At 59.3% G+C, this 15,883-nt stretch carries 16 protein-coding genes and 1 pseudogene; 5 read left to right on the top strand and 12 right to left on the bottom strand.

What is annotated here, in order from left to right; translation table 11 throughout:
- The first annotated feature begins 142 nt into the window (after positions 1-142).
- Together ACA073_RS06835 and ACA073_RS06830 are read left to right on the top strand one after the other, a co-directional pair.
- Positions 143-613, top strand: a complete 471-nt coding sequence (locus ACA073_RS06835) for an RNA methyltransferase (protein ID WP_497402569.1) — start codon at positions 143-145, stop codon at positions 611-613.
- 92 nt (positions 614-705) lie between these two features.
- On the top strand, positions 706-1,083 hold the full coding sequence (locus tag ACA073_RS06830; protein ID WP_497402568.1) for a YgaP family membrane protein: 378 nt from the start codon (positions 706-708) through the stop codon (positions 1,081-1,083).
- A 112-nt stretch (positions 1,084-1,195) separates the two neighbouring features.
- Here the strand turns inward: ACA073_RS06830 and ACA073_RS06825 are convergent, their stop codons facing one another.
- Both ACA073_RS06825 and ACA073_RS06820 read right to left on the bottom strand, forming a co-directional pair.
- The gene (locus ACA073_RS06825) at positions 1,196-2,425 is read right to left on the bottom strand and encodes a hypothetical protein (RefSeq protein ID WP_497402567.1); all 1,230 of its coding nucleotides are present in this window, start codon (positions 2,423-2,425) and stop codon (positions 1,196-1,198) included.
- Positions 2,426-2,443: 18 nt separating this feature from the next.
- Complete coding sequence (locus ACA073_RS06820) at positions 2,444-2,893, bottom strand: YcgN family cysteine cluster protein (RefSeq protein ID WP_262164531.1); 450 nt, start codon at positions 2,891-2,893, stop codon at positions 2,444-2,446.
- A gap of 279 nt (positions 2,894-3,172) precedes the next feature.
- Here ACA073_RS06820 and ACA073_RS06815 point away from each other — a divergent pair, with 279 nt between their 5' ends.
- Positions 3,173-3,766 (top strand): nitroreductase family protein, encoded by a 594-nt coding sequence (locus ACA073_RS06815; protein WP_212550555.1) that lies wholly within the window; start codon positions 3,173-3,175, stop codon positions 3,764-3,766.
- A gap of 127 nt (positions 3,767-3,893) precedes the next feature.
- On the opposite strand, the gene ACA073_RS06810 is transcribed toward ACA073_RS06815, so the two are convergent.
- The 6 genes from ACA073_RS06810 to ACA073_RS06785 form a co-directional block, all read right to left on the bottom strand.
- A complete protein-coding gene (locus ACA073_RS06810; protein ID WP_497402565.1) occupies positions 3,894-4,826 on the bottom strand; it encodes a D-2-hydroxyacid dehydrogenase in 933 nt (310 codons plus the stop codon).
- A gap of 120 nt (positions 4,827-4,946) precedes the next feature.
- The gene (locus ACA073_RS06805; protein ID WP_007898694.1) at positions 4,947-5,240 is read right to left on the bottom strand and encodes a YcgL domain-containing protein; all 294 of its coding nucleotides are present in this window, start codon (positions 5,238-5,240) and stop codon (positions 4,947-4,949) included.
- Positions 5,237-6,370 (bottom strand): ribonuclease D, encoded by a 1,134-nt coding sequence (gene rnd, locus ACA073_RS06800; protein ID WP_497402564.1) that lies wholly within the window; start codon positions 6,368-6,370, stop codon positions 5,237-5,239. Before rnd ends, ACA073_RS06805 begins: the two co-directional genes overlap by 4 nt.
- 123 nt (positions 6,371-6,493) lie before the next feature.
- Positions 6,494-7,156: a class I SAM-dependent methyltransferase gene (locus tag ACA073_RS06795; protein WP_497402562.1), complete on the bottom strand. Its 663-nt coding sequence runs from the start codon at positions 7,154-7,156 to the stop codon at positions 6,494-6,496.
- A gap of 75 nt (positions 7,157-7,231) precedes the next feature.
- Entirely contained in the window at positions 7,232-8,881 is a 1,650-nt protein-coding gene (locus tag ACA073_RS06790; protein WP_497402560.1) for a phosphoethanolamine transferase, read from the bottom strand.
- Positions 8,882-9,049: 168 nt separating this feature from the next.
- Positions 9,050-10,432, bottom strand: a complete 1,383-nt coding sequence (locus ACA073_RS06785; protein WP_497402558.1) for a glutamine synthetase family protein — start codon at positions 10,430-10,432, stop codon at positions 9,050-9,052.
- 514 nt (positions 10,433-10,946) lie between these two features.
- On the opposite strand from ACA073_RS06785, the gene ACA073_RS06780 reads away from it, so the two are divergent.
- Together ACA073_RS06780 and ACA073_RS06775 are read left to right on the top strand one after the other, a co-directional pair.
- The gene (locus ACA073_RS06780) at positions 10,947-12,131 is read left to right on the top strand and encodes a cyanate transporter (RefSeq protein WP_497402556.1); all 1,185 of its coding nucleotides are present in this window, start codon (positions 10,947-10,949) and stop codon (positions 12,129-12,131) included.
- A gap of 183 nt (positions 12,132-12,314) precedes the next feature.
- A complete protein-coding gene (locus ACA073_RS06775) occupies positions 12,315-13,250 on the top strand; it encodes a LysR family transcriptional regulator (RefSeq protein WP_497402554.1) in 936 nt (311 codons plus the stop codon).
- 3 nt (positions 13,251-13,253) lie between these two features.
- On the opposite strand, the gene ACA073_RS06770 is transcribed toward ACA073_RS06775, so the two are convergent.
- The 4 genes and pseudogenes from ACA073_RS06770 to ACA073_RS06755 form a co-directional block, all read right to left on the bottom strand.
- Entirely contained in the window at positions 13,254-13,619 is a 366-nt protein-coding gene (locus ACA073_RS06770) for a 5-carboxymethyl-2-hydroxymuconate Delta-isomerase (RefSeq protein ID WP_497402552.1), read from the bottom strand.
- A gap of 57 nt (positions 13,620-13,676) precedes the next feature.
- On the bottom strand, positions 13,677-14,603 hold the full coding sequence (locus tag ACA073_RS06765; protein WP_497402550.1) for a LysR family transcriptional regulator: 927 nt from the start codon (positions 14,601-14,603) through the stop codon (positions 13,677-13,679).
- Positions 14,604-14,746: 143 nt separating this feature from the next.
- Positions 14,747-14,938 (bottom strand): YegP family protein, encoded by a 192-nt coding sequence (locus ACA073_RS06760; protein WP_497402548.1) that lies wholly within the window; start codon positions 14,936-14,938, stop codon positions 14,747-14,749.
- Between the two features lie 279 nt (positions 14,939-15,217).
- Positions 15,218-15,322 (bottom strand): annotated as a pseudogene (locus tag ACA073_RS06755) (hypothetical protein); the annotation flags it as partial.
- Positions 15,323-15,883: the final 561 nt, after the last annotated feature.

Here is a 15,883-nt window from a genome sequence, read left to right as displayed (position 1 = left end):
TTGATCTGCGCCGTGACACGAATCCAATGTGGGAGCGGGCTTGCTCGCGAAGGCGGCTGCCCAGACACCACCAATCTCAAACTGAACACCCCTCCCCCAATCCCCGTATAATCGCCGTTTTTTCCCCGAAGGCACCCCGCTCGTGGCAGACAAACGGTACAGCTGCATTGGTTTGTTCAACCCCAAATCACCGGAAAACGTCGGCTCGGTCATGCGCGCCGCCGGCTGCTACAACGTGGCGTCCGTGTTCTACACCGGCAAGCGTTACGAGCGCGCCGCCGACTTTGTCACCGACACCAAGCGTGTCCACTACGACATCCCGCTGATCGGCATCGACGACCTGAAAAAGATCCTGCCCCTGGGCTGCGTACCGGTCGCCGTGGAGCTGGTCGAGGGAGCCCGTTCGCTGCCGGAATACACCCACCCGGATCGCGCGCTGTACATCTTCGGCCCGGAAGACGGCTCGCTGGATAAAGAGATTCGCGACTGGTGCGAAGACGTGGTCTACATCCCGACCACCGGTTGCATGAACCTCGCGGCCACGGTCAACGTCGTGCTCTACGACCGCATGGCCAAGGGCCTCAATACCCGCTCTGGTCCGAAATTCCGCTGAACCGACACACATCCGATGGAACAAGCCGCCCGCCTCGGCAGTCAGCTTAATTATCTATTCTTGAAGCAGTCATACCCGCCAGGAGACAGATCATGAGCGAACTCAATCGCGTCGAGCGCATCGAATCCACCCCGTTCCAGACTCATTCCGACCAGAACGTTCACGGTTGGGAACGCGCCGGATCTATCGCCGGTGGCGTGGTGATGGTCGGCAAAGGCCTGCGTCGCGGCGGTCTATTCGGTTTGATCCAGATCGCCATCGGCGGTGTAGCGCTGGCCCGTGGCATTACCGGCCACAGTTCGGCCAAGAGCCTGCTGGAGAAAAGCCGTCAGGACATGAGCAACGTACGGGCGAAGATCGAGCGTGCCGGGGAAGAGTTGGGTCGGCTGAAGGCGAATGCCGAGGCGGCGACCAACACTGCGACTGTGACAGGGAATGATTCGTTGAAGTCGCCGAAAGCCGGGGTTTGATCCGGGATATCCGTTGAAGCTTATGGCCTCTTCGCGAGCAAGCCCGCTCCCACACTGGCTCTGCGTCGTACACAAGACCAATGTGGGAGCGGGCTTGCTCGCGAAGGCGGTGTTACTGAAGCAACCCGGTATCGAGGACCCTGGAAGACTCGCCGATAACACTTTCGGCCAGTTGAACAAACTCCTTGGTATCCACACTCTCCAACCGCATCGCCCCGCGCATCACATCATCCAGCGAACGCTTGTTGCGCGTCTTCAGGCGAATCTCGCGATCCAGTTCCTGTAGCAACAACACCGCTTTGGCCACCTGCGCCGGGCTGGCCTGCTCGTCACGCAGCGTGGTGACCTTCTGGCTGTCCTTGACCAACTTGCCATGCAGACTTTCATACCGCTCGTCACTCATCCCGCCAGCGCGGCGCACCAGTTCGATCGCGTAATATTCGGCGAGGCCCTCGCTGATCCAGTCACTGCGCAGCTTGTCATTGACCCGGCCAAACACCTGGGCCAACTCACGCACCAGCGCGCTGCTGCCGCTTTCGCTGACCAGCGGCAGACGCGCATTCAAATAGATCGACTCACGCGCCGCCAGGCTGCCCCGCCACATCGGGTCGTTGGCGCCGACGATCAGCAATTTGGCGGGATGCCGCGGGAACACGTCCTGCACTTGCGGCCAGACAAACGTCAGCAGCGTCAGCACGTCCATGCGGCGCATGCCCTGACCTTGCGGCGAGGCGACGGTGACTTCGGTTTCCCCCAGTCGGGTGCGACGGCTGCCGAGGTGGCCGGCGAGCATCCAGCCGGTCGGCCGGTCGAACAGGCGGGAGACGTTATCGATACGGAACTTGTTCTTGCCGATTCGGGGCCAGGCGGTTTCGACGCTTTTCCAGCCGGTGGGCAATTCGAATTCAAGACGTGAAACCAGCTCGACGCCGTCCTGCTGATCGAGTTTGGCGGCGGGCACCAGATCGTCACCACGCATCGATGCCCAGGTCGGCGTCATGCGCGTGTCGAAGCTGCCGCTCTTGCGGCCGTGGCTGATGCGCACGCGGTAGGTCAGGCTGGCCTTGTCGGCGGCCGGGTGCCAGACACCTCGGGCCTGCTTGCCCGGCGTGAGCTGCCATTGACCGTCGGGCTTGAAGTCGCTGTAGCGGCTGCCGTCGCCGAGGTCGAAATCCAGACTGCGCACGGCCGATCCCTGGGCCAGGGTCAGGCGCACTTCAGCCTGATCGCTTTGCGGCAACAGGCGCACGTGGTAATCCAGATCGACCTTCTTCGCCGCCCACACGGACGAACTCAGGGCCAACAGCCCAACGGCCAACGCCAGCCGCATTCCCACAGCCATACACACTCCTTTGTAAAACTAACCTGCCCGGAAAATCAGATGGTCTTCCCAATCGTCCTCGGCCACGCTGCCTTCGGCGAGCATGCGCCCGGACTGGGAAATGCGTTCGTGATGCACGGCATCGCGATCACCGCACACCAAGTGGTGCCAAAGTGGCAGGTCCTTGCCCTCGCTGACCAGGCGATAACCGCAGGTCGGCGGCAGCCATTTGAACTCATCGGCCTTGCCCGGCGTGAGCTGGATGCAGTCCGGCACGAAATCGCGGCGGTTGGGGTAATCGCTGCACTGGCAGGTTTTCAGGTCCAGTAACTTGCAGGCGATGCGCGTGTAGTAAACGCTGTTGTCCTCTTCATCCTCGAGCTTTTGCAAGCAGCACAGACCACAACCGTCGCACAGCGACTCCCATTCCTCCTGATCGAGTTGATCGAGGGTTTTGCGTATCCAGAACGGTTCGACTTTGGCGGCCATGGCTCAAGCATCAACATCAGGTGGTGAAAAGGCCGCCAGTCTAGTGCGCAGCGGCCCGCGGGCCAAGCGTTGGCGACTGCCGGTAGAACGGGACTTGTCAGTTACTGCGCCGCCAAGTAGCTTTGCCAGTCGCAAGGAGCCAGGCCTGCGTGCCATTAACGCCCCACCGCGTTGCATTCGGATGAAATGCCAGGCTCACGGAAAACCTCATCGCCCAGCTCAACTGCGCCCGCCGGTTTTTTACTACCCTCTGACTCACACGTCGCAAGGAATCTCTGCATGAGTGCCAATCCACGCGTTGCCGAATACGCCATCCACCCTCAATTCACCGATCGCTGGTCGCCCCGCGCCTTCACGGGCGAAGCCATTCCAGAAGAAACCTTGCTGAGCTTTTTCGAAGCCGCACGCTGGGCGCCATCGGCCTACAACTCGCAGCCTTGGCGGTTTCTCTACGCGCGCCGCGATACGCCGAACTGGGAGCGTTACCTGGGTCTGCTGAACGAATTCAACCGCAGCTGGGCGCAACACGCCTCGGCACTGGTGATCGTGATTTCGAAAACCACCTTCACCGCACCTGGCGCCACCGAAGAGACTCCAGCGCTGTGGCACACTTTCGACACCGGTTCGGCCTGGGGTCATCTGGCGTTGCAAGCGAGCATCAGCGGCTGGCACACCCATGGCATGGCCGGTTTCGATCAGGAGCTGACCCGCAAGGAGCTGAACATTCCTGAAGGTTACGCGCTGCACGCGGCGGTAGCGGTGGGCAAACTGGGGGATAAAGCGACGCTGGCGGATTACCTGCAAGCGCGTGAAGAACCGAGCCCGCGTCGTCCGTTGAGCGAGTTGGCGGCTGAAGGCGACTTCACCCTCTAAGCCACAGCGCAAAACCAACTGTGAGAGCGGGCTTGCTCGCGAATACGGTGTGTCAGTCACCATTTGTATCGACTGACACTCCGCATTCGCGAGCAAGCCCGCTCCCACATTTCGATTTAGGGTGGGTTCAGTAGCCGCGATTGAAATCCACTTCCCCGCGCAACGCTTCTCCCGCCTGATACGCCCGCAAATTCTCGACAAAGAGCTTCACCATCATCGTCGGCGAAGTCGGTGCCGAACTGTGTCCGGTCAGCAGCAAGCCCCACGCTGTCCAGAACGGATGACGTTGCGGCAGCGGTTCCTGACGGCAGACGTCGATCACCGCGCCCGCCAGATGCCCTTCCTTCAAGGCTTCCACCAGATCCGCATCGACCACCGCCACGCCGCGCCCGACGTTGATGAACAACCCGGTCGGCTTGAACTGCTTGAACAGCGCCGCGTCGTACAGATCGTGGGTCGTCGGGGTGTTCGGCAGCAGATTGATCACGTAATCCACTTCACCGACCAGGCGCGGCAAGTCCGCCAGCGCCCCCACTTCGACAAACGGCGCCTGTTCCCGGGCTTCGCTGGCGATGCCATACAACTCGACGCCAAACGGCAGCAAAAACTGCGCGACGGTCTGACCGATGTCGCCGGTGCCGACGATCAGCACCTTGCGCCCTGCCAGGCTTTGGCCCTGACGACTGTCCCACTTGCGCTCGACCTGACTGACCAGGCGCGGCAGCACTTCGCGTTCGTGGCCCAGCATGTAGGTCAGCACGTATTCGGCCATGACCTGACCGAAAATCCCTACCGCGCGAGTCAGACGATAGTGGCGTGGCAGGCCATCGGCAAGCAGCGGCGTGATGCCGGCCCAGGTCGATTGCAGCCATTGCGGCTGGTGCCCCTGACGCAACAAGTTCGCCAGGAGGTCCGGCTGGCCCAGCCAGATCGGGCAATCGGCGGCCTGACTGGCGAGTTCGGCAGAGTCGCCGCTGGTCAGCACTTCCAGATCAGGCGCTGCCTGGCGCAACAATTGGGCATATACAGCGTGGTCGTGTTCAGCAATCAGAACGCGCATGGTTCAAACCTTTCAAAAGCAGGGCAGACGGCCGCCGACGGGGTATCGCTCCCTTATCGCGGCCATCGCCAAAATCATTCCAGTGTTTCACGCAGACTCTGAACAGAGCCTGTCTGCCGATCACATCGGATCGTTGCGTCGCAACAGTTCTTCCGGCAAATGTTCGATGTATTCGTCTTCGGCCGGCGGCATTTGCAGGTGGTAACCCTGCTTCTCGAGGTTTTCCAGCACCACGGTGATGTCCTCGCGGGACAACTTGCGCTCGGGGGTCAGCACCAGGTCGAACGCATGGTGCGGTTTGCCGAAAGCGGCCATCAGACTTTCCGGGACGCGCTCCAGTGCATCGCTTTTGAGCACATAGAGGTACATCTCGTTTTTCTTCAGGCTTCGATAGATGGAGCAAATACGTTTCAAGGCTGTTCTCCGGCGGTGGCCAGGCTGTCGAGCAACGCCTGGCCCATCAATTCGCGGCGCCAGCCACGCAGCGAATCAGGCAATTGGTAAGGACCGTTGGGAAAGCCGCTCTTGAGCAGCGCTTCCAGGGTTTTCTTGCGCAGCATCAGTTCCGGCGCAACGTTCAAGCGCTCGGCTTCGGCCTGACCGAGTGCACGCAACTGTTTGATCAGCGCCGCGGCATCCACCGGCAACGGCTCGGGTACGGCAGGGGGCCATTGATCTGGGGACACACTGCCAGAGCGCTTGATCAGATCAAGCAGAAATTCGCCGTCCTGACGCACGGTACGCGGGTGCATGTCTTCGATTTTCGCCAGCGCGCCGAGGTTGTCCGGTTGCGTCCGCGCCAGCGGCCACAGGGAATGCTCACGGATGATGCGATTGCGCGGCAGGTCACGGGCGCGGGCTTCGCGTTCGCGCCAGGCACAGAGTTCACGCAGCACGGCGAGTTGAGCGCGGGAGAGCTTCCAGGCCAGTTTGGCTTCGCGATAGACCTCGTACGGATCAACTTCACGACGCAGGTTGGCCACCAGTTCGGCGCCGTCTTCCAAGACCCAGGCGTATTTGTCGTCAGACAGTTTCGGACGAAGCTGTACGAAAACTTCCGCGAGGTGCAAGGCGTCTTCGGCGGCGTAGCTGATCTGAGTGTCGGACAGCGGACGTTGCAGCCAGTCGGAACGGGTCTCGCCCTTGGGCAGGTCGATGCCGAGCACTTCCTGCACCAGCCGCGAATACCCCATGGAGAAACCAAGATTCAGGTAAGCGGCGGCCAGTTGCGTGTCGAACAATGGCGCTGGCAGGCTGCCGGTCAGGCGCAGCAACACTTCGAGGTCTTCGCTGCACGCATGCACGACCTTGACCACGGCCGGGTTTTCCAGCAGTGCGGCCAGTGGCTGCCAGTTGTCGATAGTCAGCGGGTCAATCAGGTAAGCGCGTACGCCATCGCCGATCTGCAGCAGGCCCGCGATCGGATAAAAGGTGTCGACCCGCATGAATTCGGTGTCGAGGGCAACGTAGGGCAGCGTCTGCCACTCGGCGCAAAACCGGCCGAGGCTATCGTTGTCGCGAATCCAGTGAATATCGATGGCCACACGGCTCTCCCTTGAAGAATGGCGCGCAGTATATATCGCCCCCGGCGATTTCCGCGCATCCACTGAACAAGAGCTTTAGCGAAAATACCTGCCTGATAGCAAGAATTGTCTGACGGAGAGAGGTTATCTGGCCTTTCGCATCACATAGACACGCATTCGCACGCAACCCGGCAGGAAGTCCTGGTGGCTGAGCAAACGAAAACCCGCCTGTTTGAACTCGCCTTCCACTTCGGCCTTGCTGGCCAGCGGCCGGGCCTGAATGCCGTGTGCATCCGGCCGCCGGCGCTTGAAACCGGTATCGACTCGCACCGCCACAATCACCGTATCGCGGCTGACCCGGTGGAACTCGCCGAGCATGGCAGACCGATGTTCGGGACTGGCGATGTGCTGAAACAGTTGCATGCAAAAAATGCAGTCCACCGCATTCGCCGACAAGCCGATGGCGAATGCCGAGCCCTGAAAGGTCTTGACCCGTTTCAGCAGGTGTTGCGGGTGGTGGGTCGGCGCGTGATCGAGCATGTCCTGAGACGGGTCGGACGCCAGAATCACCCGGTTTGCGTGCTCGGCGAGCACCGGCCAGAAGCGCCCCGCTCCGCAGGCGACATCAAGAATCAGCCCCGGCTCGCCGGCCACCTTGAGCGCGTTGCGCACCAGTTGCTCGTCACGCCAGAACGTCAGGCGCCCGGCGAGACCACGCGAGCGCGGCTGCAGGCAGACGCGGGCGTGTTCCTGATCGTGACGCCGGGCGAACTCAAGCTCGACGGCGGAAGGGGGTTGAGCGGACATGTAAGAGGGCTCTTGTAGGAAAAATCTGCCGGGGCGCAGGTTAACGGCCGGTACGTGAAAAAAAGGTCGCGGCCCTCACTCTTTGGCCAAGACACCGTCAATCACCGCACCGCGGCAGCCGGCAAACAGATCCAGGTCCTGGTTGTAGACCTTGCTGTTGACCTCCAGCAAACCGAGCATCGAATGAAACAGGTTGTCCTGACTCAACGGCTTGTCACGGCTCAATTGCAGGCAATGAGTGTCCACCGAGAACGACTTCTGATAGCTGTCGGAGAACCAGGCCAGCATGGCGACATGCTTCTGTTGATCCGGCGCCATCATGTAAGGCGTGCCATGAAGGAACAGGTTGTACTCGCCCAGGGACTCGCCGTGGTCCGACAGATACAGCATTGCGGTATCGACTTTTTCCTGATTGCTGCGCAACAGATCGATCAGGGTCGACAGCACATGGTCGGTGTACACCAGCGTGTTGTCGTAACCATTGACGATACTTTCGCGACTGCAATTATTCAGCGCATTACTTTCGCAAACCGGGGTAAAGCGCTCGTACTCTTTCGGGTAACGCTTGAAGTACTCCGGCCCGTGACTGCCCATCTGATGCAACACCAGCACGGTGTCTTTATCCAGGGTGTCGATGAAGTGCTGCAAACCTTGCAGAAGAATTTCATCGCGGCATTCGCTGTTGGCGCAGAGAACCGGGTCCTTCAGTTTGCTCACATCATCAAGGGTGACCCGATCACAAGTGCCTTTGCAGCCCGACTGGTTATCGCGCCAGATGACGTCCAGCCCCGCCCGTTTGAGCACATCCAGCAGGCCTTCTTCATTCTTTGCCTTGCTCGCGTTGTAGTCTTTGCGGCCCATGTTGGAAAACATGCACGGCACCGAGACGGCGGTTTCCGTGCCACAGGAATGCACATCGGTGAAGGCAATCAGGCCCGCTTCCTTGTCCAGTTTTGGCGTGGTGTCGCGGTCGTAGCCCAGCACACCAAAGTTCTCGGCCCGGGCACTCTCACCCACGACCAGCACGGTCAGGGATTTGCGGCCGTGAGTTTGCCAGGCCGGGTTTCTCTCCGCGTCTTCACCAATCTTGACGAAGGGTTGCCGAGCCGAAGCGACTTGTTCGCGCAGATAGCCGAACGTGGCCCCCATGTAGTTACTCGGAACCACCATCAAGCGTAATTCATGGTGATTGCGAAACAGCGAGGACAGGCCCTGATAGTTAACCAGTGCGACGCCACCGAGTACCGCCACCGACACGACACTCACCAACACTTTACTTAATAACTCGCGATGCCAGCGACGGTAACTAACCGGAGTTCTCCACAGCAACCACGACGGCAATATACCGAGCAACACAATATAAACAATCAACTTTATCGAGAGTAAACCGCGAGCTTCCGTGACATTGGTTTCGGCGAAGTTACGCAACATGCCGGCATCAATCAAAACACCGTATTGACTCATGAAGTATGCAACACCCGCGCTGATCATAAAGACAAGCGTGAGCACAGGTTTCATTAAAGGCCGGAACGCCAGCAGCGTCAGCACCAGGTTGAAGACAGCCAGAATCATCAAGCCGAAAGCCACACGCATGACGATGCCTTTACCGTCGGATGCGGTGATTTCAAACAGGTGTTGCCAGAGCACTAAATTGAAGCCGGCCAACAGAAAGGCACTGGCAAACAACGTCACCCACTCCGGGCGCACGGCTTTAATCTTCAACATGATAATCGGCTGTTCCTGAAAAGAAGTGCCGTCGGCAAATGTGAAAATTTCATTTACCGCGACAGCACTAACTTTAGGCAGCCAACCATCAATTTTTTGTGAAAAAGAAGCCAACGATTAGTTGGCTTCTAGTGTTGGATCAAAACTTAAGTTGTATTTGAGAATGGTTCAGGCCTGGTTCAGGTACCAACGCCAATCCTGTTCACCGACTTCGCCCATGAACTGCCGGTACTCGGCCCGCTTCACCGCGAGGTAAACGCCAAGAAACTCACGGCCAAACGCATCTCGCGCCCAGCTCGAACCTTCCAGCGCACGCAAGGTGGTCAGCCAGTCGGTGGGCAACAGTTTCGTGGCCTGGGCGTAACCGTTACCTTCCACCGGCGCCCCCGGGTCCAGTTGTTCGCGAATGCCGCGATGGATACCGGCCAGGATCGCCGCAGCCGCCAGATACGGGTTGGCGTCGGCGCCGCAAATGCGATGTTCGATGTGTCGCGAGAACGCCGGCCCGCCTGGCACGCGCAAACTCACGGTGCGATTGTCCACGCCCCAGGTGGCGGCCAGCGGCGCGTAGCTGTTGGTCTGGAACCGACGGTAGGAGTTGGCGTTCGGACAGAACAGCAGCAACGAATCGAGCAAGGTGCCGAGCATGCCGCCGACCGCCTGTTTAAGCAGCGGCGTACCGTCCGTGGCTTCGCTGGCAAACAGGTTGTTTCCGTCCTTGTCCGCGAGGCTGACGTGCATATGCATGCCGGTGCCGGCCAGGTCGTCGAAAGGCTTGGCCATGAAGCACGCCGTCATCCCGTGTTTGTGCGCCACGCCCTTGACCAGCCGTTTGTAGCGCACGGCTTCGTCCATCGCCTGCAAGGCGTCGGTGCGATGTTCGAGGGTAATTTCCACTTGCCCCGGCGCGTATTCGGAAATCGCCGTGCGTGCCGGTATGCCCTGAAGTTTGCAGGCGCTGTACAGGTCGGCCAGGAACGGCTCGATCTGCTCCAGCTCGCGCAAACCGTAGACTTGAGTGCCTCGCGGGCGCCCGCCGTCAACGTCTCGTGCCGGTTGCGGCCGACCGTTGCTGTCGCGCTGCTGATCCAGCAGGTAGAACTCCAGCTCCGCCGCCATGACCGGGTAATAACCGTCCGCCTGCAAGCCTTCGATCACCTTCGCCAATAAGTGGCGCGGGTCGGCGATGGTCGCCGGCATGCCCTCCTTCGGGTGCATGCTGACCTGCACCGCCGCCGTCGGAATCAATCGCCACGGCATGCGCGACAAACTGCCGCTGATCGGGTAGGCCCGGCAATCGATGTCGCCCACGTCCCACACCAGCCCGGAGTTTTCCACGTCATCGCCGTTGATGGTCAGGCCCAGAATGGTGCTCGGCAGAGGCCGACCGCTTTCGTACACCGCCAGCAGTTCATCGCGATGCAGCAACTTGCCCCGTGGCACGCCGTTGTTGTCGAGGATGAACAACTCGAACATCTCGATATCCGGATTCTGTTCAAGAAAGGTCAGGGCTTCTTGCTTTGTGGCGAAGGATGTCGTGGCACAACTCATAGGAATTCTCTTGTTTGCGCGTCAGGCAAACGCGCAGGCGCTGCCGGTCTGATCCCTGCGCTCAGGGCGGGATCTGTAAGAACAATCAACGGGAAAGGCGGGAATCCGGCGGGCGCGCGTGACGGCAATGCCACAACGCCCAGAAGGCGAGTTCGGAAGGAAGTGCGACCGGACAACCGTCCATAGAGAAGACCGCAGTAAACAGATGAGCAGCAGCGTCACATGGCTGGATAAGTCGTTAAATCGGGATTTGAAGAACTTTGGTAGTGGGTTGGCTAAACATTCCATAGACCACCCTAGAACTCAATGTGGGAGCGGGCTTGCTCGCGAAGGCGGCGTGTCAGTCACTATTTGTATTGACTGACACGCCGCCTTCGCGAGCAAGCCCGCTCCCACATTTGGATGAGTGTTGCGGCAGAGGTATTTGATTTCTAAATACCGCACCGGACTTTCTGATTTGCGGCCTCCAGGCCTCGCGCGCCTAATCGAGCCTTGGTCATTCAAGGTTCGATCGATGGACAACGTTCGCGCAACTTCTCGCCCCGCCTTTTGGTTAATGCTTGGCATCATGCTCGTCGCTCTGAACCTGCGCCCCTCCATGGCCGCCGTAGGTCCTTTGTTGTCGGTGATCCGCGGGGATATCCCACTGAGCTTCAGCCTGGCATCGCTGCTGACCATGCTGCCGGTGATGGCCATGGGGCTGGCGATGTTCTTCGGCCTCAGCGTCAGCCAATGGCTCGGCGAACAACGCACGGTGGTGGTGTCGTTGCTGATCATCGGCCTGGCGACGGTGTCGCGCCTGTTCCTCGACTCCGCGGCCGAACTGATCCTCAGTGCCGTGCTGGCAGGCGTCGGTATCGCGCTGATCCAGGCGCTGATGCCCGCACTGATCAAGTCCCGTTTCAGCGACAACGTCTCCGTGTGCATGGGCCTCTACGTCACGTCGATCATGGGCGGCGCAGCGATTGCCGCGTCCTACGCGCCGCTGGTGATGGCGCGTACCGGAAGTTGGCGAATGGGCCTGGCGATCTGGGCGGTGTTGGCGCTGCTGGCATTGCTGTTCTGGCTAGGCCATCGCTCGGGGATGCCGGCACTGGCCGCTCAAGCGCAACGAAACGGGTCGTTCTTCGCCAATTCCCGTGCCTGGTTACTCGCAATCTTCTTTGGTCTGGGCACCGCGTCCTATACCTGTGTGCTGGCCTGGCTGGCGCCGTACTACGTGGAAAAAGGCTGGAGCGAACAAACCGCCGGTTTGTTGCTGGGTTTTCTGACAGCCATGGAGGTGTTGTCGGGCCTGCTGACGCCTGCGATCGCCAACCGAAGTCGTGACCGACGCTTGGTGCTGGTGGTGTTGCTGGCACTGATCATGGCCGGTTTCTGCGGGCTGATTCTCAGCCCGCAACACCTGAGTCTGTTGTGGCCGTGCCTGCTGGGGCTGGGCATCGGCGGACTGTTCCCGTTGAGCCTGATCGTATCGCTGGATCACCTGCACAACCCCCAACGTGCGGGCGCACTGACCGCCTTCGTTCAAGGCATCGGCTACCTGATCGCCGGCCTCTCGCCACTGATTGCCGGGATGATCCGGGATCAACTCGGCAGTTTCGAATGGGCCTGGTGGTCACTGACGGGCGTCATGGCGCTGATGCTGCTGATGGTCCTGCGCTTCAACCCACGGCACTACGCCCGTCACATTCACTGACCCGGAACGGACATCATGAAACACACCGGTTTCTGTGGGTTCAGCGATGGGACGAACACCGGCACTGCCTCACAACAATTAGTGAAACTTCCTACAGAGCATTCTCCTGACACCACCGTTCCGTTAGGATCATTCGCACGAGTTTGCGCTCAGTCAGCGCAAGGATCACAGCGAGACGAATGGATGCTGAACAGTAACTTGCTTAGAAAACTCGACATGCAGGACCTCATGGTGTTTGTGGCCGTGTATGAACAAAGCAGCGTCACCGGCGTTTCCGAAACGCTCTGCGTCAGCCAGTCCACCGTGAGTTACTGCCTGAAAAAGCTGCGCACCAGTTTCGAAGACGAGTTGTTCATCAACACCCGCGCCGGCATGCGCCCCACTTACAAAGCCAGCACCATGCACACGCACGTGCTGAAAATTCTGGAAAGCATCAACCTGTGTCACGCCGGCGCACCAACGCTCGATCCCACCTTGCAACCGGTCACCTTCAACATTTGCGCACCGGAATACTTCGAGCAGTTGATCCTGCCGCGCCTGTTGAAACGGTTTGATTTCGCCGATTGGCCGGTGATGGTCAACATGCACAAGTTAGAAACCGACATCCCGGCCGAAGAACTGCGCGACGGCAGCCTCGACCTGGTGATTTGCTTCGGCCCTAACTTTCATCCCAATCACACCGATTTCAAATCCCGGATGCTGCTGGAAGATGATCTGGTCTGTGTCTTCGATAAACGCGCCACACCGCTGGAGCAGCGTTTAAGCCTGCAAGCCTTTACCGAACGCCGGCATGTATTTCCAACACCCTGGACGTCCACCACCAACATGGTCGACGGCTGGCTGGCGCAGCAGGCGCAAAAACGGCAGATCGTCGCGCGATCCAACAGCTACAGCGCGGCGCTGAAAATGATCACCGGCACCGACTTCATCGTCACCCTGCCCCGACGCATCCAGCAGTTGCTGGCCAGCGAGGCCATCTTCAATCACTGCGAAGCGCCCAACGGTCTGCCAGGGTTCACCCTCGACATGCAGTGGAGTCAAAGTGCCGATGAGGACTGCGCCAATTCCTGGTTACGCGAGCAGGTGCTGCAGGCCTGCACCGAACAGGAAATGACCTGAAACTCAGTTGATGATGGCGACCTTAGTGTAGGACTCTCGATCGATGTCGAGGATTTCCACGGCCAGCTGGACTTCCACGCCCGCTGGCCACTCACACAGTTCCTGCACCACGGCCAGCAGACTTTCGGACAACTGTTTTTTGATCGCCGGTGAGCGACCACTTAACAACGCCAGCTTCACATGCACGAACGCCCGCTCAGCCAATACCGTGCCGACCTTGAACGTCTCGACCTTTACCGCTCGACTCTTGATGTCGAATTCGGCAGCAAACTGACCGGAAGCCACCAGCGTATTGTTCAGCCGGATCAGCGCCACATCGGCATTCAGCTCGGGCAGGTTGGCGGTGTATTCCATGTGCAGGTGAGGCATGACGTGGCTCCTTGAGGCTGGCGCAAAGGTCGTACATATAGCACAGAGTTGTCCTGCTCACCGGGGCGGCGGCGACTCAAAACGCTCACTCATGAACGCCTCCAGACGTGAGCGCAACCAGCGCTCAGCGGGATCGGTGTCGACGTGGCCGAGCCAGACCATGGACAGGTCCAGGGTCGGCGTCTTGAACGGAAAAGGCTCGGTGAACAGCTGACCAGAGGCTGCCATCGCCTCGGCGGCGTAATCCGGCAGGCTGGCGATCAGATCGGTTCCGGCGAGCAAGGCTGGCAACGAGCTGTATTGCGGCACGGATAAAACCACTTGGCGAGTGCGACCAATCTCCGCCAGCCACTCATCGGCGTAACCACTGACATTAGCGGTGTGGGACACCAGCACGTGCGGGCGCGAGCAATATTCATCGAGGGTCAGCGGCGTGTCGGACGCATCGGCACGCAAGATGCTGGGCTGGATGTGCCGCAGCAATTTGCGCTTGGCATTGGCCGGGAGACCGCGAGTCTGGCTGATACCAACGGTGATATCGCCGGACGCCAGCAAATCGGGAATCCGCCAGTAATCGACATGCTGCACCACAAACACCACCTGCGGCGCTTCCTGGCGCAGGGCTCGCAGCAACGGCGGCAGAAGACCAAACTCGACATCGTCCGACAGCCCGATACGGAAGGTCATGGTGCTGCTGGCGGGGTCGAAATCACGGGTCAGGCTCAACGCCACCGACAGCGAATCCAGCGCTGGCGACAGGTACTGAATCAGCTCCTCGGCCCTGGCGGTCGGCTCCATGCGATGACCAACGCGAATGAACAGCGGATCGTTGAACATCGTACGCAAGCGGTTGAGCGCCGAACTGATGGTCGGCTGCCCGAGAAACAACTTCTCCGCCACCCGGGTGACATTGCGCTCGAGCATCAAGGTTTCGAACACCACCATCAGGTTGATATCCGCCTTGCGTAGTTCGTTGCGATTCATCCACTGCCCCCCAGTCCCCAAACCTGCTGACAGTTTAGGTAGCTGTCGCAATCGGCGTCTATGCGACTCAGGTAGTTTGCGTTTGATCAGACAGTCTGCTTGAAATGAAGCTGCTCCGATTGAGCAGCTTCACTACTTGAGGCTTAGATTTCCTTAACCGGGGTCTGATCGTGAGTCCCCTTGATCAAGCTGATGGCATGCGCGCAATCCGCCTTGTTGACGTACGCCTCGCCGCTGGCAATCGTTTCATTGTTCCCCGCCCTCAAGCGCCACCGCCATTGACCTTTGCCAGTATGGGGGGTGCCACGGGTTTGCCTGTAAATCTCAAAATACATTGTTCGCTCCTTGCGATGGCTGATAACGGCAGATCAGTGACCTGCGAAACCAGAGTAGATGAGGTTTTTGGGCGGCGAGGTCTTTCAGTGTCAGGGGATATTTCAAGGGAAACCCCATGATTCCCGGGGCGGCCAATGGATTCGGTGGGCAGTAATTCGAACTACTCGGCTGAGTAATTTTTCTTGTGAACAGGCTTATTTTTCTTACGCGAGGACGATGCCGGTTCTCACAAAACAAACGGAAGACTGGACGCTTTTACAACGTCCAGCCAATTCCTGTTAATTACTCGCCCAAGCGTTGAATCGCTCCTCCAGCTCTTCACCGTGATCGACCCAGAACGCCACATCCATGGACAACGCCCCCTTTAGATTTTGCGGCGCAGTGAGGGGGGATTAGGGGACAAATCTATTTTTTTGCACAATCACTTCCAGCAAAAACGAGATGCCCTGCAGATTTGCTTGCAGGGCTTATTCGTTTAGTGCAGCGGCAGACTCCGGCATCGTCTGACGGCCGCTTCCTGATTTGTCCAAACCCCTGGCAGCATCAGGCTTAGCCCCTAGCTCTGCTACGTGCAGGGCGAAAAAGCCCTGCCCCTGCCCTCATACAAAGGAAGAGGTCAAAACTTTCCTGGAATCGGCCTGCAAGGACAAAACCCTGCACAACTCCACCCACAGGGATGTCTACGAGCTGATCAAGAGGAAACTGGGTCACTCGCAGCCGTAAGATTTACGGGCTAATACGAAGCTGCTCTGATTGAGCAGCTTCACCGTGTTCAACACAGCGACGGAGTAATATCACGGGGGGGAGTCGAGGGGATTAGACTAGCTTTGCCACCAAAGCGATGGCGACAAAGAGCGACAGGGCGAACGCTGCGCCGATGCTAAATGGCACTACCGTAGCGCGGATTGTGGTCGGAGCCGGGCGGCGCATTTCTTCAGCCAACG

This window comes from Pseudomonas sp. LBUM1670 (genome assembly GCF_059695695.1).
This window is presented reverse-complemented; position numbering and strand designations above follow the sequence as displayed.